The sequence below is a fragment of the Rhizobium sp. GW821-FHT14E12 genome (genome assembly GCF_058803745.1).
Map to the genome: position 1 here is coordinate 384,352 of NZ_JBXAPH010000002.1, position 25,708 is coordinate 410,059.

The 25,708-nt window shown below is 59.7% G+C and carries 20 protein-coding genes; 14 read left to right on the forward strand and 6 right to left on the reverse strand.

The features are described from left to right. Positions 1-276: 276 nt before the first annotated feature. From AC1RO0_RS09980 to AC1RO0_RS10040, 13 genes are all read left to right on the forward strand, one after another. Positions 277-696: a hypothetical protein gene (locus tag AC1RO0_RS09980; RefSeq protein ID WP_498592736.1), complete on the forward strand. Its 420-nt coding sequence runs from the start codon at positions 277-279 to the stop codon at positions 694-696. Further along, positions 693-5,459, forward strand: a complete 4,767-nt coding sequence (locus tag AC1RO0_RS09985; RefSeq protein ID WP_498592737.1) for a YadA-like family protein — start codon at positions 693-695, stop codon at positions 5,457-5,459. Before AC1RO0_RS09980 ends, AC1RO0_RS09985 begins: the two co-directional genes overlap by 4 nt. A gap of 7 nt (positions 5,460-5,466) precedes the next feature. Next, complete coding sequence (locus AC1RO0_RS09990) at positions 5,467-6,042, forward strand: invasion associated locus B family protein (protein WP_498592738.1); 576 nt, start codon at positions 5,467-5,469, stop codon at positions 6,040-6,042. A 14-nt stretch (positions 6,043-6,056) separates the two neighbouring features. Then, positions 6,057-6,752, forward strand: a complete 696-nt coding sequence (locus AC1RO0_RS09995) for a hypothetical protein (protein WP_498592739.1) — start codon at positions 6,057-6,059, stop codon at positions 6,750-6,752. Next, complete coding sequence (locus AC1RO0_RS10000) at positions 6,749-7,225, forward strand: DUF4189 domain-containing protein (protein ID WP_498592740.1); 477 nt, start codon at positions 6,749-6,751, stop codon at positions 7,223-7,225. The genes AC1RO0_RS09995 and AC1RO0_RS10000 overlap by 4 nt, the downstream gene beginning before the upstream one ends. A 191-nt stretch (positions 7,226-7,416) precedes the next feature. Then, complete coding sequence (locus AC1RO0_RS10005; RefSeq protein WP_498592741.1) at positions 7,417-7,941, forward strand: invasion associated locus B family protein; 525 nt, start codon at positions 7,417-7,419, stop codon at positions 7,939-7,941. Positions 7,942-8,472: 531 nt separating this feature from the next. Next, on the forward strand, positions 8,473-8,910 hold the full coding sequence (locus tag AC1RO0_RS10010; protein WP_498592742.1) for a ParB N-terminal domain-containing protein: 438 nt from the start codon (positions 8,473-8,475) through the stop codon (positions 8,908-8,910). Further along, positions 8,907-10,283: a Y4yA family PLP-dependent enzyme gene (locus AC1RO0_RS10015; RefSeq protein ID WP_498592743.1), complete on the forward strand. Its 1,377-nt coding sequence runs from the start codon at positions 8,907-8,909 to the stop codon at positions 10,281-10,283. The genes AC1RO0_RS10010 and AC1RO0_RS10015 overlap by 4 nt, the downstream gene beginning before the upstream one ends. Further along, a complete protein-coding gene (locus AC1RO0_RS10020; protein ID WP_498592744.1) occupies positions 10,280-11,290 on the forward strand; it encodes a PLP-dependent cysteine synthase family protein in 1,011 nt (336 codons plus the stop codon). The genes AC1RO0_RS10015 and AC1RO0_RS10020 overlap by 4 nt, the downstream gene beginning before the upstream one ends. Continuing rightward, the gene (locus AC1RO0_RS10025; RefSeq protein WP_498592745.1) at positions 11,287-12,429 is read left to right on the forward strand and encodes an NAD/NADP octopine/nopaline dehydrogenase family protein; all 1,143 of its coding nucleotides are present in this window, start codon (positions 11,287-11,289) and stop codon (positions 12,427-12,429) included. Before AC1RO0_RS10020 ends, AC1RO0_RS10025 begins: the two co-directional genes overlap by 4 nt. Then, positions 12,426-14,303 carry an IucA/IucC family protein gene (locus tag AC1RO0_RS10030; RefSeq protein WP_498592746.1) on the forward strand — a complete coding sequence of 626 codons (1,878 nt, stop codon included), beginning with the start codon at positions 12,426-12,428 and terminating at the stop codon, positions 14,301-14,303. The genes AC1RO0_RS10025 and AC1RO0_RS10030 overlap by 4 nt, the downstream gene beginning before the upstream one ends. Beyond that, entirely contained in the window at positions 14,300-15,529 is a 1,230-nt protein-coding gene (locus AC1RO0_RS10035; protein WP_498592747.1) for an MFS transporter, read from the forward strand. Before AC1RO0_RS10030 ends, AC1RO0_RS10035 begins: the two co-directional genes overlap by 4 nt. Before the next feature lie 29 nt (positions 15,530-15,558). After that, positions 15,559-16,683 carry an ABC transporter substrate-binding protein gene (locus AC1RO0_RS10040; RefSeq protein WP_498593361.1) on the forward strand — a complete coding sequence of 375 codons (1,125 nt, stop codon included), beginning with the start codon at positions 15,559-15,561 and terminating at the stop codon, positions 16,681-16,683. A gap of 153 nt (positions 16,684-16,836) precedes the next feature. On the opposite strand, the gene AC1RO0_RS10045 is transcribed toward AC1RO0_RS10040, so the two are convergent. From AC1RO0_RS10045 to AC1RO0_RS10060, 4 genes are all read right to left on the reverse strand, one after another. Next, positions 16,837-18,936 carry a TonB-dependent receptor gene (locus AC1RO0_RS10045; protein WP_498593362.1) on the reverse strand — a complete coding sequence of 700 codons (2,100 nt, stop codon included), beginning with the start codon at positions 18,934-18,936 and terminating at the stop codon, positions 16,837-16,839. A gap of 774 nt (positions 18,937-19,710) precedes the next feature. Continuing rightward, positions 19,711-19,914 carry a cold-shock protein gene (locus AC1RO0_RS10050; RefSeq protein WP_007693942.1) on the reverse strand — a complete coding sequence of 68 codons (204 nt, stop codon included), beginning with the start codon at positions 19,912-19,914 and terminating at the stop codon, positions 19,711-19,713. Positions 19,915-20,230: 316 nt separating this feature from the next. Further along, entirely contained in the window at positions 20,231-21,316 is a 1,086-nt protein-coding gene (locus tag AC1RO0_RS10055; RefSeq protein ID WP_498592748.1) for an FAD-binding oxidoreductase, read from the reverse strand. Further along, positions 21,306-22,559, reverse strand: coding sequence for an aromatic ring-hydroxylating oxygenase subunit alpha (locus AC1RO0_RS10060; RefSeq protein ID WP_498592749.1), 1,254 nt, complete (start codon positions 22,557-22,559; stop codon positions 21,306-21,308). The genes AC1RO0_RS10055 and AC1RO0_RS10060 overlap by 11 nt, the downstream gene beginning before the upstream one ends. A gap of 109 nt (positions 22,560-22,668) precedes the next feature. Here AC1RO0_RS10060 and AC1RO0_RS10065 point away from each other — a divergent pair, with 109 nt between their 5' ends. Then, positions 22,669-23,556, forward strand: a complete 888-nt coding sequence (locus AC1RO0_RS10065) for a LysR substrate-binding domain-containing protein (protein ID WP_498592750.1) — start codon at positions 22,669-22,671, stop codon at positions 23,554-23,556. A gap of 106 nt (positions 23,557-23,662) precedes the next feature. Here AC1RO0_RS10065 and AC1RO0_RS10070 read toward each other — a convergent pair whose 3' ends face one another. Then, on the reverse strand, positions 23,663-24,730 hold the full coding sequence (locus AC1RO0_RS10070; RefSeq protein ID WP_498592751.1) for a quaternary amine ABC transporter ATP-binding protein: 1,068 nt from the start codon (positions 24,728-24,730) through the stop codon (positions 23,663-23,665). Continuing rightward, a complete protein-coding gene (locus tag AC1RO0_RS10075) occupies positions 24,723-25,610 on the reverse strand; it encodes an ABC transporter permease (protein ID WP_047457882.1) in 888 nt (295 codons plus the stop codon). The genes AC1RO0_RS10070 and AC1RO0_RS10075 overlap by 8 nt, the downstream gene beginning before the upstream one ends. Between the last annotated feature and the right edge of the window lie 98 nt (positions 25,611-25,708).

The following is a 25,708-nucleotide window of genomic DNA, read 5'->3' on the forward strand; positions in this document are numbered from 1 at the left end:
GGCCAAAGGCCGATTTTCCAGACTTGCCACTGAAAACGCGTGCCTAGGGAAGGCCATGCGTGGCGGCAACGCTATTCCATCCGATTCGTGATCGACGCGGGCGCTACCCTCGCCATATCATTGGAATATTAGCTGCCGGAAGTCAGTGTGGCAAAGCTGATACACCTGTCGCTGGCTAAGCAAAAAACCGTAATTTTCTAAAAATAGTCCGGAATTTTCTAAAATACCGGTGTCGCAAATAAGGCCATGCTCGCCGTCGTAACCATTCGGTGCGCTATGGACATTCAATTCTCGGATTTTGAAATCTTTGCTCCGAAAGTCGAGGTAGCCTGGACTGCCTTGCAACGGCAATACGCCAGCCGCCTCACCGGCGCGGAGCTTGATCATCTATTTGCCTGCCTCGTCTTCGGATTGACCTCTCCGGCCTATGCCGAGCGGGAACCGGCCCTTCATTTCGATATCTGCCGCGCGTTGGTGGCGATGAAACTTCCCCCCGGTCGGGCGGATGCCGCATTGCATGCGGTTCCGGAACCGACGGAGTCATGGGTCGTAAGTGCGCGTGAGCAGATAGAAAGCCAAGCCGTCAGGATGGGGCACACGCTTCTGGAACTACATAATTTCAACGACGACACAGCCGCCGAAGCGGACACAAGCGCGCTCGGTCGTTCAGACAACAGCGAGGAGAAAGCAGCATGATGAAGTGCGTTGGGGAACGTCTGCAGTCTAAGTCTCAAGCCGGATTTGTCGGGAATTGGATTTCAGGCGGAAGTGATGATCGTTCGCTCCGCCGCCGCCTCATGGCCGTGCTGCGGATGGCGCATAGGGCGCTCGGCATGAAGCGCAAGCGGTTGGGGCTGGGGTCGCTGGGAATGGGCGGGGCGGTGGCGCTGGGTGCGATCGCATTCGGGGGCATCACCACGCCAGCGCTGGCGCAGTATGCCGCCGGCGGGGGCACGGCAACCGGCGGCAACGCCGTCGCCATCGGTAACGCTACCCAAGCGAATGGCGCGAACAGCGTGGCGTTGGGCACCTCTAACAGTGCAACGGGCGATGCTTCGATCGCCATCGGCTATACGATGAGTGTCAATGGTCTCAACGCCATAGGCATGGGTGTCTTCGCGAACGCCACCGGCGTCAATGCTCTTGCCGTGGGCGGAAACGCCCGCGCACTGGCGGACGGAGCTTCGGCCTTCGGCGTCAACACCACTGCAAACGGGGCGAACGCCGTCGCTCTCGGCTCTACGGCCAGCGCTTCGGGTGGCGCCTCGGTAGCGATTGGGTTGGCCTCCAACGCCTCATCTTCAAACGGTTCCGCCATTGCCATGGGCGTAGGCTCCAAGGCTAACGCTGGAACAGGCGGCGGCTCTCCGATTGCCATCGGTACGAATGCCAATGCAAGCGGCACCGCTCCTTCCGGCTTCACGTTCGAGTCTGTTGCGTTAGGCTCCGCTGCGACGGCCACGGGAGCATGGGCGAATGCGGTTGGTTCCAGCTCATCTGCGACGGGGACTGGAGCCAGTGCCTTCGGCACGTCGGCGACCGCGTCGGCCAACCAGTCCACCGCAATCGGAAATGGGGCGACTGCTTCCGGCTTGAGAGGCTCGGCAATGGGTTATCTCGCCACCGCCTCAAACACCGATACCATCGCCCTTGGCACATCAGCTGCCGCCTCGGGAACCAATTCGCTCGCCATCGGTCCTACTACGGTTGCGTCGGGAGCCTTCGGTGTTGCCTTGGGTAACCAGGCACAGGCAATCGCCGGTGGCGGTGCTGTTGCGATAGGCTCGGGCGCAATTGTGGCAAATGGCGCGACCTCCGGCATCGCGCTCGGCAACAATGCAAACGCCGGTTCCAATTTAGCCACCGCGGTCGGCCCCGGCGCAAATGCCTCGGGGAGTGGGGCCGCATCCTTGGGATTCAATGCAAAGGCGACTGCCATCAATGCAGCAGCCTTCGGCGCGAATGCCGCCGCAAGCCAGTCAAACACCCTGGCTTTAGGCGAGTCCTCCACCGCCAGTGGTGTGAGCAGCACAGCAATCGGCGGCGGGTCGGTCTCCAGCGGGCTTCAGTCGATCGCTTTGGGCATCAACGCGAACGGGGGCGGCGACAACGCGATTGCGATCGGGACAGCAGCCCAAGCGACCTCTGCCGAAGCGGTTGCCGTTGGCAACAATGCAGTAGCGACAGGCGGCAAGGCCGTCTCCATCGGCTCCGGCAACACCGCTTACGGCGACGGCGCGGTCGCGATCGGCGATCCGAGCTACGCAAGCGGCACCGGCGCCTTCACCGGCGGTGCTAACAATATCGCCAACAGCGACGGCACGGCGACTGCCACCGCCGCCAACCAGGCTAGCGGCGCGGTGGCGATCGGCAACAACAACAAGGCGATCGGCCAAGGCTCCGTGGCGCTCGGCAACGGTTCCACCGCAGGGGCAAGTGGTTTCGTCGGCAACATTGCTTTGGGCAACGGCGCGACGGCGACGGCGAGTTCTGGCGATGTGGCCCTGGGTTCGGGCTCAGTGACTGCCGTAGCAGTCGGCACGCCCAATGCGGTGATCAACGGCACGACCTACACCTTCCAGGGCACGACACCGACCTCGACGGTCAGCGTCGGCGCGGTCGGCGCCGAGCGCACCATCACCAACGTGGCGGCGGGCCGCATCAGCGGGTCTTCGACGGATGCGATCAACGGTTCGCAGCTCTTTGCGACCAACCAGGCGGTCGACGCCATCGGCACGACGGTCACCAACATCAACAACGGCGGTGGCATCAAATATTTCCATGCCAATTCGGCGGGGACGGACTCGTCGGCGACAGGTGCGGAATCAGTCGCGATCGGACCTCTCTCGACTGCGACAGGGGCGAATTCTATCGCGGCCGGCAACGCTTCGGGTGCCTCCGGCCTCGATGCAGCGGCGTTTGGGTACATATCCAAGGCCACGGGTGACTTTAGCACCGCCATGGGCGCCGATGCCAATGCGACGGCCACATCCACCACCGCGATCGGCCAGAACGCGTTTGCGACCGCCGTTCAGGCAACCGCTCTCGGTGTCAACGCCAATGCCGGCGGCGCGAGTGCGGTCGCGATAGGCGCCAACGCCGCTGCGGGTAACGCGGGCGACGTGGCGCTGGGTTCGGGCAGTGTCACCGACGTCACCGTCAGCACAGCAAGCGCCGTGATCAACGGCACGACCTACACCTTCCAGGGCACCACGCCGACCTCGACGGTCAGCGTTGGGGCGGTCGGTGCCGAGCGCACCATCACCAACGTGGCGGCGGGCCGCATCAGCGGGTCTTCGACGGATGCGATCAACGGTTCGCAGCTCTTTGCGACCAACCAGGCGGTCGACAGCCTTGGCAGCCAGGTCACGACAATCGGGGGCCAGGTGACGCAGAACACGACCGACATCAGCAATCTCGGCAATACCATCAACAATATCGCCGGCGACACATCGACGACCTATACCGACGCCAATGGCGATGGCATCCGATATGTGAGGACCAATGACAGGACGCTTGCCGTCAGCGACTCCTCCGCTCAAGGTATCGGCTCCACCGCGGTCGGATATAATGCGACTGCCGTTGCCGACAGTTCGCTCGCGCTTGGACGAGAAAGTCAGGCCACCATCGACGGCGGCGTAGCGCTCGGCTCGGGATCGATCTCCGACCGTGCCCTGGCGCCAGCCACCGGCCAGCTTGCCGCCGGTCCAACGAACTTCATCCAATACAATACGACCGATAAAACGCTGTTGGGCGCAGTATCGGTCGGCTCGAGCACGTCTTACCGGCAAATCACCAATGTCGCTGACGGCACCAGCGCTCAGGATGCGGTCACGGTTCGCCAGTTGCAGGGCGCCATCGCTTCTGTCGCAACGACGCCGAGCAAATACTTCCATGCCAACTCTGCCGCCGGCGATTCCCTCGCCGTCGGCGCCGAGTCGGTGGCGGTCGGCCCGACGACGGTGGTCAACGGCGACAATGGCATCGGTATCGGCAATGGCGCGGTCGTCGATCAGGTCGCGCCTGGCGGCACGGCCATAGGCCAGAATGCTCATGTCATGCTGGCAGACGGCGTGGCGATCGGCACGAATTCGACGGCGGCGGGCATTCAATCGGTCGCCATCGGCGCCGGTGCGCAGAGCAACAACATCAATAGCGTTGCGCTCGGCGCGCAATCCATAACCTCCGTGGGGGCGCAGACGAACTATACCGCCTTTGCCCTTACGAGCCCGCAAACCTCGGTCGGCGAAGTGTCGATCGGTTCAGCCGGATCGGAACGCAAGCTGACCAATCTTGCAGCCGGTTCCGCAGACACCGATGCCGTGAATGTTAGCCAGCTCAAGGGTCTCGGTACCAACATCACCAGCCTGATCGGTGGCAACACGACGTTGAACCCGGATGGGTCGGTCACCGGTCCGACCTACAACATTCAGGGCAACAATTATTCGACCGTTTATGACGCCTTCGGCGCGGTCGATAGCACGTTGACCAATATCACCAGCGGCGGCGGTATCAAATATTTCCATGCCAACTCGACGCTGGCGGATTCCGCAGCTTCGGGCACCAACAGCGTTGCGATTGGTCCGGAAAGCGTTGCCAGCGGCACGGACAGCCTAGCGGCCGGACATGGAGCCACGGCTGTGGGGCAGGGGGCTGTTGCTCTCGGCCAGGGCGCGCAGGCCAACAATGCCAGTGATGTGGCATTGGGCTCCGGTTCCGTAACACAGGCGGCCGTTGGCACCTCCAGCACCGTCATTCAGGGCAAGACCTATGATTTTGCCGGCACCGCGCCCGTTGGAACCGTGAGTGTGGGCGCTGCGGGGGCGGAAAGAACCATCACGAACGTCGCCGCCGGCCGTATTTCCGCCGACAGCACCGACGCCATCAACGGATCGCAGCTCAACGCGACCAATTCGGCGATCAATGATCTGCAGACCGGCGTCGGGACGATCACCAAAAACGCCGTTACCTATGATCTCAATCCGGATGGCAGCAAGAAGAACAGCATCACCCTACAGGGCGGTGACGTCAACGCGCCGGTGGTCATCTCCAACGTCGGCAAGGGTGTAGCCCCGACCGATGCCGTCAATGTCGCTCAGTTGGGCGACAGTATCACCCAGGCCAATTCCTACACGGACACGGCTGTTGCCGGTGGCTTGACTGCGGCCAACAACTATACGGACCAGAAATTCGGTCAGTTGAACCGAGAGATTGGCGACGTACGGTCGGAGGCACGACAGGCGGCCGCAATCGGGCTTGCCGCGGCATCGCTTCGCTATGACGATCGTCCCGGTAAGCTCAGCGTGGCGGTCGGCGGCGGCTTGTGGAGGGGTGAAAGCGCTCTCGCCTTCGGCGCCGGTTACACCAGCGAAAACGGCCGGGTTCGTGGGAACCTGTCGGGTACGGCAGCCGGTGGACAAGTGGGCATCGGTGCCGGCCTCAGCTTCACTTTGAATTGAGCCCGTCATGGTCAAAGGAGCGCTTTCCGGCGTCCCCGCCTTCATGACCTGCTTGCTCCTGTCCGGCACACATGCGGCCGGACAGGAGGCAGCTGTTTCCAACTATCGAATAAAGCCTTCCGAAGTCGTCGTGCCTGCGGAGGTGAAACTTGGCGATTATCAGAGGACCATTCGTCCGTTTGAGAACTGGACGCTGATCTGCGACGAAAACCTGAAGGCTCGCCAGCGGGTTTGCAACGCCACCCAGATCATCACGAACGAGGCAGGACAGATTGCGTTCAGCTGGTCGCTTGCGGCCACCAAAGGAGGCGATCCCTATATGATCCTGCGCACCGCGCCGGTTGCCAAGAGCGATGGTCGAATCTCGCTGACGTTCGAGGGGCGGAAGGAACCGATACAGGTTCGGCTCGACGGATGCAGCAAGACGGTTTGCGTCGGCATGCTGCCGGTGGGTCCCGCAATGCGTGAACAGATTTCAAAAAGCTCGGCACCCACAATCTCCTATCCGACGATGGATGGGCAGACGATTAGCCTAACCGCAACCCTCAAGGGCCTTTCCACCGCCGTTAAGGCGATCAAGTGACGGATAGATTTTCAATGAACCAACAATCAATCCACGATCGAATCATGTCCAGGAGCCAGGGCGGCGTTGCTGTTCAGAGCGCCGATGACGACCAGGCAAAGCCGAAGCGGAACTGGTGGAAAGCGACGGTTCTTTCGTTGCTCGCAATTGCCGTTGTCGGTGCCGTCGGCTACGCCGCCGTGCGCTACAATGTGATTGGGAACTTCATATCGCAGCCGGCTGTTGCCGGGACGAATGACGCCAATCCGGCTCTGCCGGATACGCCGTTTCTGCAGCACACCAAGCAGGCTGGCTTGCAATCCTGCTCCACCGTCTTTCCGGTTCTCGGAGAGCTGCTGACGAGCGGCACCCAATACAATGTCCAGTCGATCTGGAACAACGAGGCGGCCGACAAGCATGCGGTACAGGCACTTGTGGGCATGAACTATGCCACTCAGGGCTACAGCGGCCCGGCGGCCGGCGTCGTCTTCGCGGCACCCGTCGCATCCGGCTGCGAGGGCTCGATGGTTCGTGTCGCGCCGTTTACCGCCTCTTGCCCTGATATCTCCGCCAAGTTTCCAAACGGAAGCAAGCTCGTCAACAATCTCGGACAAATCGGCGTCTACGAACTGGCCAATGATGGAGGCGACGCGATGCTTCTGCCGACCGGAAACGGCTGCGTCGTCATTTCCGTGGCTTCGGCAGCAGGAAAACAAGGGAGCGCAAAATGAGATCGAGATTCATCATCGCAGCAATCGGCATGCTGTTCGTTTCCACGGGGCAGTTGGGCGCGGCTGATCTCTTTACGGCCGAGGAACCGCCGGCTCCACCGCCTCAGGAGGAACGCGGCATCTGGGCGGCGATCGCCTATTCCACGCCCGATGAAAAGCATGGCTTCTTCTGGGGTGCGGACAAGCGGCAGGAGGCCATGGATATCGCGCTCAAGCATTGCGAGCGGGACGGGGGCAGCAAATGCACCGTGGTCACCGTATTCCGCAATCACCGGCATTGGGATGACGACGACAATACCGGTTTTCCCTACAATCATTGCGGCGCGCTCGCCATCAGCAAGGAAGAGAACAATCGCGTGACGCCATGGGGCGCAAATTCGGCGCCAACGCGCCGGGAAGCCGAAGACTTGGCCCTCAAGGCATGCGGGCTTTCGGGGACACAATGCAAAATCCGCGAATGGGTGTGCACATGATCCGATCGTAACCACTTAGGACCGCCAGGATGGAAGCCGTGGCGGCCGAACTTTTGGCGGTCGTTGCGGACCTCGATTTCCCGTCCGTCACCACGCTGCGGCACAACTGAAGACCTGTCCTCCTCTAAATGGAAAGACGTATCCCTTTGTCCATATCGATATTGATTTCTCTTCATAAGATAGTTTACCGCATGTCTGGTGCGAAGTTCGCTCTTCTTTGTTCGAGCATCGCGTTCGGTCTTGCCCCCGCTGCCTTTGCCCAATCGGCCCTACCAAACGGCGCATCGACCCTGCAGGAGACCTATCAGGACTGGCGGGTTACATGCGGCCAGCGCGACAAGGCGCCGTCATGCGCGATTTCCCAGGATCAGACCCAGCAGAATGGTCAGCGGCTGCTGGCCGTCGAGATGCAGATGCGTCCCGATGGCAGCGCGGTCGCAACGCTTCTCCTCCCGTTCGGCATCGTCCTCGACTCCGGCGTGACGCCGAATGTTGATGATCAGCCGCCTTTCAAGCCGGTGCGCTTCCGCACCTGTTTGCCGACAGGATGCATAGCCTTGCTTCCGATCGATGCCGCGACACTTGCCAAATTACGGAACGGTTCACGCCTGAACCTCAGGGTTACCGCCGATGCGGACAAACCACTGAGCTTTCCGGTGTCGCTGCAGGGCTTCTCGGCCGCTCTCGATCGCGTTGCGGCCCTGAGCCCCAGGTAGGAATACCGGGGGAAGCAGTCCAAACCACCTTTATGGGTTCAAACCGTAGGGCGCCTTATGACAACGATGATCCGCAGATGAGCAAAGCTCAGTTTGCACTAACATTAGACCCGGATGAGTCTGCGGGGTATGCCAGGACCGTCCTGCGTGGTGGCCGGCTTCCATGATTCGCTCCTTTTGTAACGACATTTCCACAATGTAAGATAGTGATTATATTAAATACTCGCACATAACATGATTTTAATAGTCATGTTTATGCTGTGTGTCGATGTTCGCCAGGTAAAAAGCTACACCGCGTCCGAGACATGGGCGTCGTATTACAATAGGCGGGGCTGTCGGTTAAGCCTGACTACTATCTTCGCGTGTCTAAAACGCAATTTGCAACGCTTGTTCCTGGTGCAGATCGAGGATTTTTTCTACTTTACTACAATTCATAGTAGCTTCAAATTAAAATACTCGTCGCCTTAAACTCGACAAAATCTCTCAGCTTTATCGCCGTCGCCAACAGCCCCTGACCAAGAAGGCGGATCGATGAAATACCATTTCTTATGCCCCGATCAGTTGATCCAGACCGAGGAGGTCGATCCAGATCGCGTCGAAATCCTTGAAGCTCAGATCCTCCAAGCCGGCTACTGGACGGTGCCGATCATGGTAGAGAAGGACGAGCTTCTCGTTATGGACGGCCACCATCGCCTGTGCGTTGCGCGACGGCTGCAGCTGACTGCTGTCCCTGTCTTTATGCTGAGCTACGATCTCGTCCGCGTGGAAGGCTGGCGTAGCGGCGAAACCATCACGCCCGAAAAGATTTTTGCCATGGCCCGAAGCGGCGGCAAATTCCCATTCAAAACGACGCGCCATATCGTCGATGTGCCTTTGCCGTCGTGCATGGTCCCGCTTGAGCGTCTGCGTTCGGATTGGCCGGCAGCGCACGCCTCCTTTGCGACGTCCGGTGCAGGAGCATCGCTATGACGCTGTATCGGCAAGGATCTGATGCCGGTCTCTCTCCCATTCTGCGCCCCCGAACAGCTGATCTTATCAGCCACAATGGCACGTTGCTGATCGAGTGGGTGAAGAAGCATGGCTCCCCATTTCATCTGGTAAGCCCCGAGGCATTGGGCGAAAATGCGCGTGCTCTGACCGACGTGCTCGCACAGAATGGGGTAAATCATGCGCTCTATTATGGCGCGAAGGTCAACAAGTCGCCGGGTTTGATGCATGCCGCGCTTGATGCCGGTATCGGCGTCGACGTCTCCAGCCTCTATGAACTGCGGGACACGCTGGCGCTCGGCGCCATCGGGGAGCGCATTGTCGCGACCGGCCCGGCGAAGACAGAAGCATTTCACGATGCGCTCATTGCCTGCAAGGCACTGATTTCCGTCGATTCGCCGGAAGAGCTGGATGATCTGTCTGCCCGTCTGCCGGATGACGGCGAACCGCAGCCGGTGTTGCTGCGCCTGCGGCCGGGCAGCCAGGCTGGCAGCCGTTTCGGCATGGACGCGGATGATGTGCTGCTCTGCCTGTCGGTCATTGCTGCCGATAAGCGGTTGCGCTTCGATGGTCTGCATTTCCACCTCTCCGGCTATCGCTGGGAAACGCGCACGGCCGCCATCCGAGAAGCCTCCCGGTTGATTAGCGAGGCGCGGGCGATCGGTCTCGCTCCCAGAATGATCGATATCGGCGGCGGACTGCCGATACGCTATGTCGACGCAAGTGGTTATCAAGCGCACATCGAGCGTCAGAGCGCCGCGGATTATCGCAACAAGAAACTGCCGTCTTCCTTCTATCCCTATGGCGGCGAGATTTCCGCCGCCGACTGGCTGGTCTCCCTGCTTGCTTCGGCCCTCGACGATGGCCGAAGCATCGCCGACTATTTCAGGGACGAGAACCTCACGCTGGCCCTGGAGCCCGGCCGCGCCCTGGCCGACCAGGCGGCTATCTCCGTCTTCAGGATTACCCGCGTAAAGACGCTAGGGCCGGATACGGCCGTCATCTTCGTGGAAGGCAGCAGCTTCAGTGCCTGCGAGACCTGGTTCGCATCGGAGTTCCTGATCGATCCGATCATCGTTCCTGTCGCTGCGTACACGCCTGCCGACAAGCCGTTCAAGGCCTATCTCGCGGGCCATAGCTGCCTCGACGAGGACGTATTGAGCAACCGCTGGCTGGATTTCCCAGCCATGCCTCGCGCCGGCGATCTTCTGGTCTATGCCAACACGGCCGGATACCAGATGGATCTGCTCGAAAACGAATTCCATCGCCATCCAATGCCCAGGCGTTTGCGCGTGCATCACGATGCAGACGGCACGCCTTTTCTCACCCTCGACGATTTGGAGATGTACCTATGACCTATACGACGATAACCCAGTTTATCGGCCAGACGCCGTTGATGTCGATAGCACTGCCCGGCCGGAACGCGACCCTGATCCTCAAGATCGAGAAGAACAATCCGGGCGGCTCGATGAAGGATCGCATGGCGCGCAGTATGGTGGTTGCCGCGCTGAATGATGGTCGCCTGAAGCCGGGCGGCACCATCGTCGAATCTTCCTCTGGCAATACTGGCATCGGCCTTGCGCTCGCCGCCCTTGAGTTTGACATGCGTTTCATCGCGGTGGTCGACCATCACGCCGCTCCGGACAAGATCCGCACGATGCGGGCACTGGGAGCGGAGATTCGTTATGTCGAAGGCACCTACCGCGAGGATGAGGTCGCCGTGGTCGAACGCCAGCGTCTCGCCTCACAGCTCGGTGCCCAGCTTCCGGGCGCGCTGTTCATGAACCAGTCCGACAATCCGGCAAATCCCGAAGGTTATGCTGGTTTCGTCGAGGAACTTCTGACCCAGCTGCCTGAGGGCATCGATGCGTTCGTCGGTTGCGTGGGCACCGGCGGCTCGATGACCGGTATTTCCCAGGGTCTCAAGAAGCATAATGCCCGTATCAAGACAATTGCCGTCGAGCCCGCCGGATCGATCGTCTTCGGGAAGCCGGGCTATCCCTATTACCAGTCCGGTACGGGCACGCCCGCCGGCGACGAGGTTGGCAAGGTGCTGGACTATTCCTGCATCGACGAAGGTGTTCAGGTCACTGACACGCAGGCTTTCGAGACGGCCCGCTATATCGCCCGGCGCAAGGGGCTTCTGGTCGGCGGCTCGACCGGCGGCGCTATCTACAAGGCGCTGGAATTCATCGTGGCCGGCAAGCTGAGCGGCAACGTGGTAACGACCGTTGCCGATGGCGGCGAGAAATATCTTAGCTCCTTCTTCGACGACGAGTGGATGGAAAAGCGCGGCCTTCTCGATCCGTCGATCGCCGACCAACTCGACGGCTGGTTGGTGAACAGGGCGCGGGCAGCATGAAAGTAGCAATCTGCGGGGCCGGTCGTACCGGCCATTTGAACGCCGTCCTCTTCAAACAGAGGCCGGAGACGGTGGTATCCGTGCTGACCGGCTCGGCTTCCGTGGCCGAGCGGTGGGCGACCGGAAGCGACATATGGCAGGCGCTTGCTCCGGAGGGCCAGGTGCTCTCTGGGCGGCCCGATCATGTCGGAACCGATCCCGGCCGGGCGCTTGAGGACGCGGATGTTGTGGTGGTTACGCAGCCGGCCCATGTCCGTCCCGATCTCCTGGCGAGGATTGCGCCGCATCTGCCGCGCGACAAGCCGGTCTATATCGGCGCCATTCCAGGCTTTTGCGGCTTCGACTGGCTGGCCGCGCAGGCGTTTGCCGGTCTGGACAATGTGGTGATCTGGGGCATGAAAGACGTGCCCCATACCGCATTCGAGCTGGTTGCCGGCAAGCAGGTTCGCATGGGCGGCGCAAAGGCCGAGCTTTTCGCCGCGCTGCATGCGCGCGAAAGCGCGGCCGACCGCGATCGGCTACAACACATGCTCGGACAGCTTTTCGAAGCGCCGGTCACCATGCTCGACAACTATCTCGAAATCACCCTGACGCCGGGCAACGCCCTGATGCATCCCGCCGTCCTTTACGGGCTCCTCGGTCCCGAATCCCCATGGCACGACAAGCCGTTCGAAACGCCCTTATGCTGGTGGAGCGATTGCCCGCGCGAAGGCGCCGAATTGCTGGAAGCCTGTGACGCAGAAAATCAGGCGATCCGCAACGCGGCGCAAGAACGTTTCGGCATCGACCTGAGTTCGGTGAAGCCGCTGCGCCAGGAGCTTATCGAGGCTTACGGCGATCAGATCGAGGATGATCGCAGCATGTATTCCCTGCTGCGCACCAATCGCGCCTATGCCGGAATCCAGGCGCCGCTCGTGCCCAATCCTCACGGCGCCGGTTACCTGATCGATCGCGAGAGCAGGGCCTTTCACGAGGATATCGCCTTCGGGCTCGCCCTTCTCGTGGAGGTGGCCTCGCGCCTGCGCGTGCCGATCCCGGCGATCACGAAAACCTATTCCTGGGCGCGGGACTATCATGGCGCATTGCCTCAACCCTCGCATGCCCATGTTCCAACCAACTGGCCGGAGGTCGCCCGATGACCGAAACCATTTCCGAAAAGACACAAGGCGCGACCGGCGAAAGCCAACTTTGGGAAGCCGCCACGCAAAACGCGATCCGGCGTCTGGTGCGCTGCGTCTTTGCCGAAAAACTGCTCGATGCCAAGGCCCTGCTATGGGCTGAAAACGGAGATCAGGCCTGGTTGCCGCTTTGGGTGTCGCGCCGGGTCCTGCATTTTACCCGCCTGCAGCACGCGCCAGCCGACACCTTGCTCAATCGCGGCGCCATCGAGGTGATCGAGGAAAATGGCGTTCGCCGAAGGCTGGACGATCCGGCGGCTCTTCTCAAGGAGATCGCGCCGGCGCTCAATATCTCATCCGCGCCTGACGGCTTCGAGGTTCTTCTGCGGGATGTGGAAGACAGCATGAAAAACGACGTGCTGGCGCGCGGTTATCGCGAGGAATGGAGCGTCGAGCTTCGCCATGCGATAGCGGGCAGCGGCGCGGGTGGCTTCATCGATCATCTCGAGAAAAGCCAGCCGACGCATCTGGTTGCGATGGCGCTCGATCAATGGGGTTCGCTGGAGGGTCATCCCTTCTACCCCACCTGGAAAGCCAAGCCCGGACTGTCGGCGGAAGAAATCAGTGCTCTTTCACCGGAGTTCGGTGCACGCGTTCCGCTGCGCATTGCCGCCTTGCGCAGGGATTGGGCCTATGTCGAGGCGATGTCCCATGTCACCGACTATTCCGAATGGTTCGCAAACGCATTCACGGATGTGTGGGAACAGTGGAGTGACGGTCTTCTGAGCCGGGGAAGGAAGGTGAGCGACTGGCTTCCCATGCCGATCCACGGATGGCATTTGGAAAACTTCGTTCGCCGCGAGTTCGCGTCACAGATCGCCTCGGGCATTCTCGATGTGGACGGTCCGGATATCGTCACGATTCCTGCCATGTCCTTCCGGACGATGCTGCCGGATACTCCGGAACCGCAGCCGTTCATCAAGCTGCCGGTTGCCATCTGGATGACCAGCGAGCAGAGAACCCTGCAGGCGAAGTCGATCCATATGGGGCCGCGCCTGAGTACCTTGATCAGCGACATTCTCGCGAATGAGGATCTGCTCAAGGGCTCGCTGGAGATTTTCACGGAGGAGCTCGGCGCAATTCTGCACGATCCGGAAACCGGCGACGAGCATCCGGGCCGGTTCCTGTCGGTCGTCTACCGCGAGGTCAATGCACTCGCCCGCAAGGACGGCCTCATCCCTGTGACTGTGGCTGCCCTTCTCGCCGAAAGTCCGCTGGTTCAGCGGCCGCTCGTCTGCGAACTGATTGCCAGGAATTCAGAAGGGGGGAAGGAGAGTGCATCCGCCTTTTTCAGAGCCTATGCGCGCACGGTCATCCAGCCGACACTTGCCATGTATCTGCTCTACGGCATTGCCTTCGAGGCGCACCAGCAAAATAGCACCATACTTTTTGACAGATCGGGTAATCCCCGGAAGCTGCTCATTCGCGATTTTGGCGACGGGCGCAGCTTCGCGCCGCTTTTCGAAGAGCGTGGCTATCGGCTGGCGCCTTTCAGCCGCAAGGGCATTTTGCCGACGACGTTCAATGATGACATCAGCCTCGTGCGCTCCTTCGTGATCGATGCTTGTTTCGTCTGCCATCTTCACGAGATGGCCCTTTGCCTTGCGGAGCATTGCACCATTGACGATCCGTGGCAGATCCTGCGCGAGGAAACGCAGGCCGCTTTCGATCTCTTGAGGGCCCGCATGCTGTCAGATGCATTCTGGGCAGAAGAGCGGCAAGCCTTTCTTGAAAAACCCTGGCCGACGCGTTCGGTCCTGCGGATGCATCTCGAACGATATCGCGACTACCGCGTCGAGCATCAGCTCGATAATCCGTTGGCGGCCGCGAAATGAAGCATGCCGCTCTTGCGATCCGCAGTTTCGGACCGGTCTTTCTGCTTCTCTTTGCGTTGCAGTTCATCTCCATGGGCGCCATGGAGATGAGCGGTCCCTTCTGGCCGATTCAAATCGAGACGCTCAGTTCTTCCGAGAGCGTCTTTTCCCTTGCCAGTATCGGCGTCTATGTCTGCCCGATGATCGGCATTTCGCTCACCAGTGCCTTCTGGGGCCGGATGGGAGATCGTTACGGAAATCGGCTGATGATGGTGCGCGCGCTTGCGGGGCTCGCCGTCACGCAGTTGTTCGTCGCCTTCGCCCAGGACGTCTGGACGATCCTCGCCCTGCGGTTCCTGCAGGGCGCCTTCGCCGGCTATATCGCGCCGGCGCAGGCCTACGGCGTGCAGATCACCGGCGGTCGTGACCGGGCAGGGCTGTTCGCCTGGCTGCAAGTCGCGACCAATGTCGGATCGCTCGGCGGTGCGTTCTTCGGCGGCCTTATCCTGGACGCGGCTTCCTTCTCGGACATCAATCTCACCGCCGGCGCCGTCTGCGCCCTGTGCGCGGTCGTCGCCTGGGCCACGCTTCCCTTGCCGTCGAGCCGGGTCGCGCCCGCCGCTGCCGCTCAGACGCAAACCCAGAAATCCGTCCCTGCCAAGGACCCCTCGGTCACCGGGCTCCTTTGGCTGATCGGCCTGCTGCTTGCCAGCCGCATGGTGCTGCAGGTGCCTTTCGCTTTGTACATGACGCAAGTCTTCGGCGCCCGCCACTGGATGGCCGGTCTTAGCTATGGATTACTCGCCCTCGGTTTCGTGATCGGCGCGCCGCTTTGGGCGCGGCTTTTGAAAGGCAGTCCGAGAACGATGGTTCTTGGCTGGATGATCGTCATTTCGGCAAGCTGTGCCCTGGTGTCCACTCTCGCGGGCCTGACGACATCGATCGTTCTGTTTGCCGTCATGTATCTGATCTGGGGTGCGCTTCTGGGAGGTACCACTCCCATGCTGCTTGCCCTGATATCGGCGGCGACGCCAGCCGACCGGCAAGGCTCGGTCCTCGGCCTTGCCCAGACCTGCCAGCAAATGGCCTCCATCGCCGGTATCGCCGCCGGTGTCGGCGCAACGCAATTTCTGGGTCTGGAAGCTGCATTTCCATTGGTTTCGACCCTTTACATAGTGTCGCTTTTCCTTGCATTGGCTCTATGGCTTAAGTCGCGCAAGACATTCGAAGAAGAGGTTTATTCGTGAGAAGACGGCGTTCGATACATCAGGCTGCAATGGCCGTTCTGGTGCTGCTTGCCTTTTGGCACGCTCCGGCCATGGGGCAGGAAGGGCAGTCACCGATCACCGTCACCGACGTGGCCAATCGCAAGGTGACGCTCAATGCGCCGGTCAAACGCATCCTGCTCGGGGAAGGCCGGCAACTCTATCTAATCGCCTCGCTGGAGCCCAAGGACCCGCTGTCGCGCATCGTCGCCTGGCGTAATGACTTGATCCAAGCCGATCCGGGAACATATGCCCAATATCTCGAGGTTTTTCCTGATCTTGCGAAATTGCCGACCTTTTCGGGACAGGAAGGCAGTCTGATCGACATCGAATCGGCCATCATTCGCAAACCCGACGTGGTGCTCCTCAACATCGAGGCGATGCGCGCCAATGAGGATGCCAATTATGTCGACAAGCTCGCATCTCTGGGTATCCCGGTGCTTTATGTCGATTTCCGCCACCATCCGCTCGAAAATACAGAGCGGACTATCCGCCTGCTGGGCGAAATCATGGATCGCAAGGAGCGCGCCGAGGAGATCATTGCCTTCCGCCGACAGGCGGTCGCCCGCGTCACCGATGTACTCGATAAGGTGAAACCGGATCGTCCGCGTGTATTCGTCGAGCGTATCGGCGGCTATTCGGACGACTGCTGCCTGTCCTTCGGCGCGGAAAATTTCGGCAGATATGTCGAAGTGGCTGGTGGTCACAATATCGGCAGCGACTTTCTGCCGACGACGTTTGGTCAGATCAATCCCGAGCAGGTCATTGTTTCAGATCCGCAGCACGTCGTTGTCACCAGCTCCGACTGGCAGGCTTATACTCCGGGCGGTCACTGGATTCCGCTCGGTCCGGGTGCCGATCCCGAAATGCTGCGGAAAAAGCTTGAATGGTATCTGACGCGCGATGCCTATACCGGGACCCAGGCGCAGAAGACCCGCAATTTCCACGGCATCTGGCATCAGTTCTACAACAGCCCCTATGAGTTTGTCGCCATTCAGCAGTTGGCGAAATGGTTTCACCCTGATCTCTTCGCCGATCTCGATCCCGATGCGACCTTCGCGGAATATCATCGGCGCTTTTTGCCGATTGCCTACAAGCCGGGCTATAGCGTCAGCCTGACGACAAAAACACCGTAAGAACCTGCTTCTCAAAAAGTATCACGGCCGACGGAACTCTATTTCCTCCGTCGGCCTTTTTTTTGTCGAGCCGTCCACAAACAAGAAGACACGCCTGCCATAGATGAGCAGGCACGCCGACAATTTACACGGCGATCCAGGAAGTCCTGTTCCTCAGAAGTCAGTTGTCATCGACAGCTTGACGGTCAAGGGCGCCCCTTGTGAGATGGTGCCGAAGCTTGCAACACCCGACCAATAATCCCTGTTGAAGACATTTTCGACGGAGGCGCGGAAGGTCACGGGGCGATCCTCGATTTTGGTCGCATATCGGGCGCCCAGATCAAACCGCGTCCAGGAGGCAAGTTCCTGCTTGTTGGCGGTGTCGGCGAACTGCCCGTCTGTGTAGATCATGTTTGCAGCAAGCGTCAGGCCTTCCAGAAACTGCGTGTCCCATTCGGCACCGAGATTGGCCTGAATCGAGGGGACGCCGATCGGCTTGTTTCCGACCGTGGCTGGATTATTGGTTTTGGTGAGCTTGCCATCAATGAACGCTACCCCGCCAAGCAGCCGCACATCGGAGGTAACTTCACCAGCGACATTGATCTCGAGGCCGCGATTGCGTTGTTCTCCCCCGTTCACGAAGACCAGGCCGGATCCCTGGCTTTCAAGCTGTCCGAAAGGCTTTTCGATCTGGAAAAGGGCGGTGCTCAGCATGACCCGGCCGAGATCGAACTTGGCGCCGATCTCATACTGCTTCGTGCGATATGGCGCCAGCGTTTCACCGGCATTCACGGCCGTCGCCGGCGCGGTATCGCCGATGCCGAGACCTTCAATATAATTGGCGTAGAGCGACACGTTTTCCCATGGCTTGACCACGAGACCGATGAGCGGCGTGACCGCTGTTTCATCGGACGAAGAGGTGACCGCGCCCGTCGTTGCGTTGAAATTCTTCGAATCGATCGACTGCCAGCGGCCGCCAACCGTCAATTGTACGCGTTCGTCGAGGATCGAAAGCGTATCGGACAATGCAATGCCCGACAGAATGCTTTCCGATGCTTTTCCCACGTTTCGCGGCGCCAGCACGTTCTGTTCGGGGCGCAATACCGGATTATAGATATTGGTGCGCTGAGCAGTGCCCGAATTGGAACCGCGATCCAATGTCTGCCGCAAATAGGTGGCCTGCAAAGTGACTGTGTGCGAGACCGGACCAGTGTCAAACTTTGCGCGCGCGCCGGTTTCGGCCGTCACTCTGTCGACGTCGAACACAAAGTTCTGCGGTATGACGCTGACATCGCCGTCCGAATTCAGAAGCGTTGGTGTGCCGAAAAGTCTTGCAACATGTGAGTTGCCGCCGCCGACTGCGCCAAAGATCGTAACCGTATCGCTGACGTCATATTCGGCGCGGGTCAGCCAGGAAAAATCCCGGCTCCTCGACCATTCCCAGGGCTCCTGAATATTCAGCCGGCCGTCGGGCGCATCGGGAATGGCGATGCCTGCCACTGGAAAGAAGGGGCGCTGCGGAGCGTCGAAATGCTGCTTCTGGCCAATGACATCGACGCTCGCGCGAAAGTTCTCCCCCTGATAGTCGAGGGCAAGCGCGCCAACATAGGCTTGCTGGGTCTGATCGTCGATCGGGGTGTTCCCGCCCTGCAGGCTGCCATTGAAGCGCATGCCGAACTGCCGCTCTTCGCCGAACCGGCGCGCAAAATCGAGATGCGTGCCGCCCTGCAGATCGGACGTGTAATCGGTGGTCACTCGCGTCAGATCCTCGTCCGGCGCACGCTTGGGCACGATATTGATCGCGCCGCCGACACTGCTGTTCGGCGAAATGCCATAAAGCAGGGCGCTTGGCCCTTTCAGCACTTCCACCCGTTCCGCATAATCGGTGAAGACACGATAGGTCGGCGCGATACCATAGACACCGTCGAAGGCGACTTCCCCGAAATTGCCTTCGTTGACCGGGAAGCCACGAATATAGAAGGAATCGAGCATGCCGCCGGAGGCATGGGTGTTCCTGACCGACGGATCGTTCGCAACCACGTCCGCGACGGTGCTTGCTCCCTTGTCCTCGATCGTCTTGGCCGTATAGCTCGTCGTGCTGAAGGGTGTATCCATCACGTCGCGGTTGCCGAGCATCCCGACGCGGCCGCCTTTCGCAATCTGCCCGCCCGGATATTCCTCCGGCAGGGCAGTCGGGTTATCCGATGCCTTGACGATGATAGGCTGCAACTCGGTCGCAGTCTGCGCCACCGCGGGAGTGCACACTCCCGCCATCAGCGCGGACAGAAGTCCAATACGCTTATTCACACTATGCCCCCTTGGATTCGCTAAAAACGCGAATTCATTGATCCCTACACGCGAGGCTAGGAGCTATATAATATGATTTATTTAGTCAAGAAAAATTGGCTTGAATTGAGCAATGCAGATACAGCAACAGAACTTATTAACATTAGGGATTTCAGACATATAGAAGGCGGTCGGAGCTTGCCAGTCTAGCGGGTCGGTGCCCCATCCGTTCCACCATGTCGTCCAGCATGGGGATAGGTTGCTCGCCCAAGGGAGGATCGCAAGATTGCAGGCGAAGCAGCCACGGGAAAACACCGGATATTCGTAGATCCGGATGACCGCGTGTCGCGGCAGGCGCCATTTATGACGGTTTCGTCGAGCCCGTAATCGACCATAGCCGCACCCTGGTCGAGCAGCACATTCATGGTATTTTTGACCGGATCATCGCCCGGAGAGTTTCAGCGGGCCTAGGATTGCTGAAGCCAAGACTAGCCCTGGAGGTAGTCGATCTTGCAGAGTTCACGTTTCTCGTTCAGCGAAGCCGTTCGGGATCCGGTCTCTTCCATGGTTGGTGGTTCAGTCTCGCGGCATGACCTTCGCGCATACGACCACGAGCGACAGCCTGGTAGCGCTTACCGGCCTGACAATAGCCATCTACCATCGCCTATGGGGGGACGTCGGTTCGAATTCACTCAGGATGGATTTAGCCTGTTCCAATAATGAAACAGGCTAAATCCGTGGTCGATCATTCAATGCATGCGATTAGAGCACGCTGACGTTCTCGGCCTTCGACTTTCCAGTCTTGCGATCCTGGCCCAGTTCGTAGCTGACCTTTTCACCTTCTCTGAGCGAACCGCCCCGCTGCAGAGCGGAAACGTGCACGAACACATCCGTTCCACCATTCTCGGGGGTAATGAAGCCAAATCCCTTGTCTTCATTGAAAAATTTAACAGTACCAGTCGGCATAACACTTCCTCTTCACTTCCACGGCCATTTAGCGCGCGCGCCGACCTTATAGCGCATAGGCCCCGTCGGCTACAAGAGAGCGAGCTTTTCCCAAGGCAGATGCAGTCTCAGGTTTCGATATCGGCCGGAAAAACAGCGTAGCCGCGGTTATTTTCGCCATAATAGGTCTCGCGATCTGCTCGATGACATCCGTAAACCGGTCAGAAAAGGTGCCGTCTGTCGTATGCTAACGACGATGCCGCGTGCCATGCCCCGGGTCTTTGCACCAATTCGCTGCTCGGCAGGAAGCCGGTCGGAGACCTTTCGCTCCGAACACTCAACGTTCGATGACGAGGTCGCTGAGCGGCCTGGAGCAGCAGGGGAGGAAGAAACCCGCGTCGATTTCCCGCTGACGTATTCCGCCATTGTGGCTCATATCAACGGTACCAGAGGCGAGTTTCGACTTGCAGGTGCCGCAAACGCCGTTCGCGCATGACGACGGTATTCTGATCCCAGCCTTCTTTGCACATGAGAGTACGGTCTGTTCGCCGGCCACCCCGATGCTGCGGGATTGTTTCGAAAATGTGACCTGATAGGTCTTTGTCGCGGTCTCCTGAACGGCTGGAGTTGCCGAATCGTCGATAGTCGCGGCATCGAAACTTTCCTCAAGATAATTCGCGCCAGCGACGCCGAGTTCGGTGGCGACGCTGCGAGCCGTCGCCATGAACGGGGCAGGGCCGCAGCACATAACGGTTCGATCAGCAATATCGGGAACCGCAAGCCGCACGTAGTCGGTCGAAATGCGGCCGGTCAGACCTGACCAGGACGGTTCACCCACGACGCTCTCGGGAAGAAAGTGCAGGCGAAGGCCTTTCAGCTTTCGCGCGATGCAAGTCAACTCATCGCGGAAGATCAGGTCCTGCGGCGTCCGGGCAGCATGCATGAAGACGACATCAGCGGGATCGCAACTGTCAGCGAGATCGCGCACCATCGACATCACCGGCGTAATGCCGGAGCCGCCGGAGAGCAGGAGAAGTTTGCGGCCCGGCGGCCGGACGAAATGGCCAAGCGGGCCGTTCGCCCTGATCGTTGCTCCCGGGATGAGCGTGTCATGCAGCCAATTGGAAATTCTGCCGCCGGGAACGCGTTTGACCGTTACGGAAAACGCATTGGTTCGGTGCGGTGAGGAGGAGATGCTGTAACATCTGCTTTCAGCATCTTCATTGTGTTCGAGATCAAACAGGAAATATTGGCCCGCCTTGAATGCGAACCGCTTCCCGTCGCGGGACGCGAAGGTGAACGTCTTGACGTCGTGCGTCTCTGTCTGGACGTCGAGGCACAAGAGGGCGTCGTCTTCGTCCGGATTCCAGATGTCGCGAAGGGCAGTGGTCGGGGCTGGAATCTGCGGGCTCCTAGTATCCATGGGCGCGCATCCGATCGATGTACCAAATGGCGAACTTATCGAGATTGGTCTCCGAAAACCGCGAATAAGGCCCCGGCTGATAGGCAGGGTCGAGGGTGCCGGCATGGGAACGCGCAACGAGGTCGGCGTCCTGATCCGTGGTTGCGATCCATACGTCCGTCAGTTTGTCGAGATCGTAGTCCATCCCTTCGACGGCGTCCTTGTGTACGAGCCACTTGGTTCTGACCAGCGTTTTGCCAGCGGAGAGTGGGATGACGGTCGCCACCACGGCATGGTCGCCCATGAAATGGTTCCAGCTATTATGGCCCCAGAGATGCGTGTCGCCGAGGTCCTTGCGGGTCATGTGGCCCAGCAGTATCGAGGATGCGGCCGTGGCATCGTGCGTCTGGGATTCGCCGGCTCCAGCAATAATCAGGCGTTGGGTCCTGAAGTTCGTGGCGCAGTCGCCGAGTTGCTCGACGGCGGTCGAGGGATAGCCGTCTGCCTCCCATGCCTTTGTACGCTCTTCATAGAGCCTGGAATGCTCCTCCGCCTGTTCGCGATCCTCAAGGCTCAGGGTCTCGGGATCGAAGCCAAAGTCGAGATCGACGAAGGAGACACAAAGCTCCGGATGATTTGCCGAGCAATGGTAGCATTCACGATTGTTTTCCATCGTGAGCTTCCAGTTGCCGTCCTCGATGACATCGGTCTGATAGGCGACTTTTGCGTTGCGGATATCATAAGGGGCGAGGCGCTCGGTCATCGTCTGCTCAAGGAGAGCAATGTCTTCGGGCGGATTGTCTGAAAGACAGACATAGATGAGCCCGCCGATCGACCGGAAAGTGACGGATTTCAGGCTGTGACAGTCCTTGTCGAAATCCTTGCCCATATGCGGCGCATAGCTGAGCTCTCCCGTCAGTTCGTAGGTCCAGGTGTGGTACGGGCACACGAGTTTCGAGACGATCGTCTTGCCCGGATTAAGCAGACGGGACCCGCGATGGCGACAGACATTGTGCAGAACCCGGATGTCTCCGTCATCGTCCCGCAGAAGGATGAGGCTCGTCTTGCCGATATCGATGACGGTGGCGTCACCCGGTTCCGGCACGTCACAGTCGACGCCGACGCAGATCCAGTGCTGATGAAAGAAGACGTCCAGGTCCGCCTCGAAGACGTCTTCGCGCGTGTAAAGACCCGCCGGCAATGAATGCCCGTCGGCGCGGGCGGCGAGGAGCGCCGAAATGGAAGAAGGAAGCCTGTTTAACATGATTGCCTCTTATGCGTGAGTATTTGCAGATTGCCCTTGCAGTTCACGCTCTTCAACGGCATTTAATATTGCCTTGACATAACTTGATGTAATGCGAAAGGCATCCAAGATGCATTTCCGGAGACGGCTTCCATCGCTGACGGCCTTGCTCACCTTGGAGGCCGTCCTTCGAAGGAAAAGCTTCACCCTGGCCGCGGGCGAACTCGGCGTCACGCAGGCCGCCGTGAGCCGGCAGATCGCGACGCTGGAGGAGGAACTTGGTCAATCATTGTTCCTGCGCAAGCATCGCGCGATCGAGCCAACGGCGGCATGTCTTACGCTGGGGGCGACGTTGGCTCAGAGTTTCGCGAACATCGCCGAGAGCATCGAAGCGATCAAATTGTCCGCCCAGGATGTCGTAACCATAGGAGCGACCGTGGCGTTTTCGTCATTCTGGCTGCTTCCACGACTTGCCGACTTTCGCCGCCTCAATCCCGGTGTTCAGGTGCGCGTCGTCTCGCAGGATGACCGGATCGACCTCGACGGCGGTGAGATCGATATCGTCATTCGCTATGGTCTGCCGCCCTTCAGCGATGGGACGGTCATTGCCTCTCAAGGCGACATCATCATGCCTGTCTGCTCTCCGGACTATCTGAAAAACCGTGTGGCGGGTCCGCTGTCGCCATCGGACGAGTTCATCGAGACGGAGGTTCCCGATCGGTCGTGGGTTTCCTGGGGACGGTGGCTTGGAGAAAGAGGAACGGTCTTCGACATCAAGCCGTCACTTCGCTTCAATCACTATACGGAGGCGATCGCCGCGGCACGCGCGGGACAAGGGGTCGCGCTTGGCTGGGGAGTCCTGGTTCGCACATTCCTGAATGATGGGACACTCGTGCCGCTTGATGAAACAGAATTTGCGGCGGAGGGCCGTTACAATGTTCTGCTGCCGCTGAAGGGAAGGCGTACGCTTGCCCGCGATCGCGCCGCGGCCTGGCTTACTGCTGCATTGCACGGGTAAACGGCGAGCAATCAGGCTCCCAGTGGGTAAAGTCTGGCGTGCTCGGATAACTCACGTAAGATGTGTCCTGATGCCTATCAGGCCACATCTTACGATCACGGCTGGTTCATTGCGCCGCGACCGCCGGAGGAGCGGAGGTGTGCGAATTGACCATGGCACCGGCGAGTTCACGCAAATTGACCAATCCTAATGCCTCTCCCGCAGTCGAGGTCACCACGACATCGCCATCCGGCGCCGCCGCCAGCAGTCGCATGGCTTCTTCAACGGTTGACCCCGCGGCAATCCTGGCTCCAGTCGAAGCCATGCCAGCCCGCATGGGCCTCATGACGGCCTCGACGTGGACCACCCGGCCGCGATTGACCTCCTTGACGAAGTTGGCGACGTATTCGTCCGCTGGGTGCAGGACGATGTCCTGGCTGGTGCCCTGCTGGATGATTTCGCCATCGCGCAGGATGGCGATCTGGTCGCCCAGGCGAAGCGCTTCATCCAAGTCATGGGTAATGAAGACGATGGTTTTCCTGATCTCCTTCTGGATGTCGAGGAGAACCGTCTGCATGTCCATGCGGATCAGCGGATCGAGCGCCGAGAAGGCCTCGTCCATCAGCAGGGCCGGCGCGTCGTTGGAAAGGGCGCGGGCCAGGCCGACACGCTGCTGCATGCCGCCGGAAAGCTGGTTGGGATATTTCTGCTCGAAGCCTCTCAATCCAACCCGTTCCAGCCATCGCATGGCGACCTCGCGGGCCTTCGACCGATCGATACCCTGAACTTCGAGACCGAACATCGTGTTGTCGAGGACGTTGCGATGCGGCAGCAGGGCAAACTTCTGGAAGACCATCGCCGTCTGATGGCGGCGAAAGGTGCGCAGCTCGGCTTCGTTCATCGTGACGACATCCACGCCGTCAACCAGCACCTCGCCGGCGGTCGGGTCGATCAGTCGATTGATGTGTCGAATGAGGGTCGATTTTCCCGAGCCGGAGAGACCCATGATGACCTGGATGCAGCCCGACGAGATCTCGATATTGATGTCTCTCAGGCCGAGCACATGTCCATGGTTTTCGTTCAGCTCGGCTTTCGTCAGCCCTTTCTGAACGGCATCGACATGAGCCATCGGGTTGGGACCGAAAATCTTGTAGAGATGGCGGATCTTGATCCCACCGAAATGTTGATCAGCCATGGACGATCTCCCGATGCTTCTGGAGCCGCTTGCCATACGCCTGGCTGACCCGGTCGAAGATGACGGCGATGCCGACGATGGCAAGGCCGTTGAACATTCCCAAGGTGAAGTATTGGTTGGCAATCGCCTTCAGGACAGGCTGGCCGAGGCCCTGCACACCGATCATCGAGGCGACGACAACCATGGCAAGGGCCATCATGATGGTCTGGTTAATGCCGGCCATGATCGTGGGCAAGGCAAGTGGAAGCTGAACCTTGAAGAGTTTTTGTGCGTTCGAGGTTCCAAACGCGTCCGCTGCTTCCAGTACGTCCTTGTCGACGAGACGGATGCCGAGGTCGGTCAATCTGATCATGGGCGGGATGGCATAGATGACCACGGCGATCAGGCCCGGCACCTTACCGATCCCGAGCAGCATGACGACCGGGATCAGGTAAACGAAACTCGGCATGGTCTGCATCACATCGAGGATCGGGTTGATGATCCTTTGAACCGTGTTGGAGCGCGCCATCAGGATCCCGATCGGAATGCCGATGGCGATCGACAGGATGGTGCAGACGAAGATCATCGAGACCGTCCGCATGGTGTCGTCCCACATGTCGAAATAGCCGATCAGCAGCAGAATGACGAGACAGCCGAAAACGATCTTCAGGCTGCGGGTCGCAAACCAGGCGATCACAAGAATGATCAGAGTGATGATTGGCCACGGCGTTTGTGTCATGAAGCGATCGGCGGCAATCAGAAAGCGTTGCAACGGCGAGAACAGGCCTTCGATCGTATCGCCATAAGCGCGGGTAAAGCCGCGAAAGCCATCGTCTATCGCCTTCTTCAGGTTCCGCAGCGCGTCATCGTCCATGTGAGGAAATTTATAAAACCATTCCATTCGGTTCCCCTTCTTTGTGCAAGAAGCCGTGGCTCAAGTCTTTTTGATTTTGTCGGCTGTTGAGAGGCGGTGCGCTTTCGCGCACCGCAGGATAGACG

Coding starts and splice junctions, on each gene's coding strand:
- AC1RO0_RS09990 (WP_498592738.1), top strand. CDS start 5,467: ATGGTCAAAGGAGCGCTTTCCGGCGTCCCCGCCTTCATGACCTGCTTG.
- AC1RO0_RS10040 (WP_498593361.1), top strand. CDS start 15,559: ATGGCCGTTCTGGTGCTGCTTGCCTTTTGGCACGCTCCGGCCATGGGG.
- AC1RO0_RS10070 (WP_498592751.1), bottom strand. CDS start 24,730: ATGGCTGATCAACATTTCGGTGGGATCAAGATCCGCCATCTCTACAAG.
- AC1RO0_RS10020 (WP_498592744.1), top strand. CDS start 10,280: ATGACCTATACGACGATAACCCAGTTTATCGGCCAGACGCCGTTGATG.
- AC1RO0_RS10045 (WP_498593362.1), bottom strand. CDS start 18,936: ATGGCGGGAGTGTGCACTCCCGCGGTGGCGCAGACTGCGACCGAGTTG.
- AC1RO0_RS10065 (WP_498592750.1), top strand. CDS start 22,669: ATGCATTTCCGGAGACGGCTTCCATCGCTGACGGCCTTGCTCACCTTG.
- AC1RO0_RS10075 (WP_047457882.1), bottom strand. CDS start 25,610: ATGGAATGGTTTTATAAATTTCCTCACATGGACGATGACGCGCTGCGG.
- AC1RO0_RS10060 (WP_498592749.1), bottom strand. CDS start 22,559: ATGTTAAACAGGCTTCCTTCTTCCATTTCGGCGCTCCTCGCCGCCCGC.
- AC1RO0_RS10055 (WP_498592748.1), bottom strand. CDS start 21,316: ATGGATACTAGGAGCCCGCAGATTCCAGCCCCGACCACTGCCCTTCGC.
- AC1RO0_RS09980 (WP_498592736.1), top strand. CDS start 277: ATGGACATTCAATTCTCGGATTTTGAAATCTTTGCTCCGAAAGTCGAG.
- AC1RO0_RS10010 (WP_498592742.1), top strand. CDS start 8,473: ATGAAATACCATTTCTTATGCCCCGATCAGTTGATCCAGACCGAGGAG.
- AC1RO0_RS10030 (WP_498592746.1), top strand. CDS start 12,426: ATGACCGAAACCATTTCCGAAAAGACACAAGGCGCGACCGGCGAAAGC.
- AC1RO0_RS10015 (WP_498592743.1), top strand. CDS start 8,907: ATGACGCTGTATCGGCAAGGATCTGATGCCGGTCTCTCTCCCATTCTG.
- AC1RO0_RS10025 (WP_498592745.1), top strand. CDS start 11,287: ATGAAAGTAGCAATCTGCGGGGCCGGTCGTACCGGCCATTTGAACGCC.
- AC1RO0_RS10035 (WP_498592747.1), top strand. CDS start 14,300: ATGAAGCATGCCGCTCTTGCGATCCGCAGTTTCGGACCGGTCTTTCTG.
- AC1RO0_RS10050 (WP_007693942.1), bottom strand. CDS start 19,914: ATGCCGACTGGTACTGTTAAATTTTTCAATGAAGACAAGGGATTTGGC.
- AC1RO0_RS09985 (WP_498592737.1), top strand. CDS start 693: ATGATGAAGTGCGTTGGGGAACGTCTGCAGTCTAAGTCTCAAGCCGGA.
- AC1RO0_RS10000 (WP_498592740.1), top strand. CDS start 6,749: ATGAGATCGAGATTCATCATCGCAGCAATCGGCATGCTGTTCGTTTCC.
- AC1RO0_RS10005 (WP_498592741.1), top strand. CDS start 7,417: ATGTCTGGTGCGAAGTTCGCTCTTCTTTGTTCGAGCATCGCGTTCGGT.
- AC1RO0_RS09995 (WP_498592739.1), top strand. CDS start 6,057: ATGAACCAACAATCAATCCACGATCGAATCATGTCCAGGAGCCAGGGC.